We start from the raw sequence: 2,339 nt of genomic DNA, 5'->3' as shown, positions 1-2,339 counted from the left end.
GGGGACAGGGGTGGGGGTACTCTGCCCGCACCGGCTCATCAGCTGCGGTGCCACCATCGACCATCCGGAGCCGGCTGTCCGGCTCCGTTTTCACCTCGGACATTCCATGACCCAGATCGACCAGTCATCGAGCAGCAGCCTGAGCCGCGCCAAGAAGCGCCGGATGCGGCCGGAGCTGATCCTCGGCATCGCACTGGTGGTGCCGGGTATTGCGCTGGCGGTGATCTTCAAGCTGGTGCCGCTGGTTCGCGCCTTCATCCTCAGCCTCTACCAGACGCGCGGCTTCGAGGAGCCGAAGTTCGCCTGGTTTGCCAACTACGCCTCGATGTTCAAGGACCCGGTGTTCATCACCTCGTTCAAGAACGCGCTGTTGGTGTTCGTGACACTGCCGGTGTGGATCTTTCTGCCGCTGGTGCTGGCGCTGTTGATCTTCCAGCGCTCGCCCGGCTGGAAGCTGTTTCGTGCGGTGTATTTCCTGCCCTACATGATCGCGCCGATCGTGGTCGGCATCATGTTTCGGCAGATCCTCGCGCCCGATGGGCCGCTCAATGCCTTCCTGATCTTCATCGGCCTCGCGCCGCTCGCCATCGAGTGGCTGAACGGGGCGACGAGCGCGCTGTTCTCGCTGACCGCGGTGGCGCTGTGGAGTTTCTTCGGGCTCGGGGTCCTCACCTATCTCTCGGGCCTGTCGACCGTGCCCGACGAGGTGATCGAGGCGGCGCGGCTCGATGGCGCCGGGTTCTGGCGGCTGCTGATCGAGATCGTCACGCCGCTCTTGAAGCCGGTGATCGGCTACTGGACCGTGCTCTGCACCTCGTCGATGCTGATCTGGATGTTCCCGCTGATCTATGCGCTGACGCGCGGCGGGCCGGGCAGCGCCACCATGCTGCCTGAGTACCTGGTGTTCACCACCACCTTCGAATTCCTCAATCGCGGCAAGGGTGCGGCGATCGGCATGGCGCTGTTCGTGTTCGCCGCCATCGTCTCGGCCTTCGTCGTCCGGCGCATGTATGCCGAAGGAAAGGCCAGCAAATGAGCCTCGCCAGCGTTTCCGACAGCGCCCATGAAGAACTCGCGCCGGGCAGCAACCCGCTGCTCCGTTCGATCGTCAAATGGCTGGTGACCTTCATCCTCGTGGTGGTGGCGGTGGTGGCGCTTTACCCCCTCGTGTTCACCGTCCTCAACTCGCTGAAGACCCGTACCGGCTATGCGCAGAACCCGCTCGGGTTGCCGCTCGACATCAGCTTCGAGAACTATGCCGAGACGTTCGTGCGCATGGATGTGCCGCGGCTCTTGCTCAACAGCATCATCACCACCGGCGGCGGGCTGCTGCTGTCGACGGTGGCGGCTTTGTTCATCGCCTATGCGGTGACCAAGCTCCGCATCAAAGGCGGCAACCTGATCTTTCTGTTCATCATCGCCATGCTGGTGATCCCCAGCCAGGTGGTGATCTACCCGCTCTACGAGACCATCCTCGACCTGGGGCTCGGCGGCACCTACCAGGGGCTGATCTTTTCCTACGCAGCGTTCGGGCTGCCGATCAGCACCTATATGCTGGCGGCGTTCTTCCGCGCCATTCCCGACGAGCTGATCGAGGCCGCCCGCATCGACGGGGCAGGGGAGTTGCGCATCCTGTTCCAGCTGATGCTGCCGATCTCGACCCCGGCGATCGCCGCGCTCTCGATCCTCAACTTCGTCTGGATGTGGAACGACCTGCTCTTGCCGCTGGTGATCATGGGCGGGTCGGACAAGACCACCTTGATGGTCGGGGTGGCGCTGCTCTCGGGCCAGTATGACGTGTCGATTCCGTTGATCAGCGCCGGTTTGATCGTTGCGTTGCTGCCGGTGATGATCGTCTACTTGCTGTTCCAGCGGCAGATCCTGTCGGGCGCGCTGGCGGGGGCGGTGAAATGACGGCTCGCGATACGGCGCCGCACGAGGCGTTCCTCTACATCTACCGGCTGAAGCCCGGCATGGGCCCGGCCTATGACGAAAAGCACCGCGCGGTGTGGCCGGAGATCCTCGCGCTGATCGATGCGGCGGGGATTTATGACTACCAGATTTGGAGGCATGCGGAGATCGTCGTCTGCCGGATGCGGGCCCGCGACGGGTTCCGCGCTGCGTCGGCGGCGACTGCCGTGTCGGACGTGCAGCGGCGCTGGACGGCGTCGATGGCCGATATCTTCCTCTCGATTGCGGATGATGCGGGCGAGCCGCTGTGGCTGGACGAGGTGTTCGCGCATCGCGTTGGGGAGGCGACGCGATGAGCATTGTTGCACGCGCCGGCCCCTCGGCAATCCTCCCCCGCGTGGCGGGGGAGGATCACCGAGCGGCCGGCA

3 protein-coding genes are annotated in these 2,339 nt (G+C 64.4%); all 3 read left to right on the top strand.

Annotated elements, in window-relative coordinates:
* A partial coding sequence (locus VW23_RS08365) for a carbohydrate ABC transporter permease (RefSeq protein ID WP_342029918.1) occupies positions 1-1,036 on the top strand: 1,036 nt, incomplete at its 5' end.
* Positions 1,033-1,914 (top strand): carbohydrate ABC transporter permease, encoded by an 882-nt coding sequence (locus VW23_RS08360; RefSeq protein ID WP_084645770.1) that lies wholly within the window; start codon positions 1,033-1,035, stop codon positions 1,912-1,914. The genes VW23_RS08365 and VW23_RS08360, both read left to right, overlap by 4 nt.
* Positions 1,911-2,267, top strand: coding sequence for an L-rhamnose mutarotase (locus tag VW23_RS08355; RefSeq protein WP_069909115.1), 357 nt, complete (start codon positions 1,911-1,913; stop codon positions 2,265-2,267). Before VW23_RS08360 ends, VW23_RS08355 begins: the two co-directional genes overlap by 4 nt.
* Positions 2,268-2,339 lie beyond the last annotated feature (72 nt).

The organism is Devosia insulae DS-56, from assembly GCF_000970465.2.
Taxonomy (GTDB): Bacteria; Pseudomonadota; Alphaproteobacteria; order Rhizobiales; family Devosiaceae; genus Devosia_A; species Devosia_A insulae.
The sequence above is the reverse complement of the archived record's forward strand: the minus strand, read 5'-3'. Positions and strand labels throughout refer to the sequence as shown.

Bases quoted from the DNA above. Each gene is read 5' to 3' on its own strand.
- VW23_RS08355 (WP_069909115.1), top strand. From the start codon at position 1,911: ATGACGGCTCGCGATACGGCGCCGCACGAGGCGTTCCTCTACATCTAC.
- VW23_RS08360 (WP_084645770.1), top strand. From the start codon at position 1,033: ATGAGCCTCGCCAGCGTTTCCGACAGCGCCCATGAAGAACTCGCGCCG.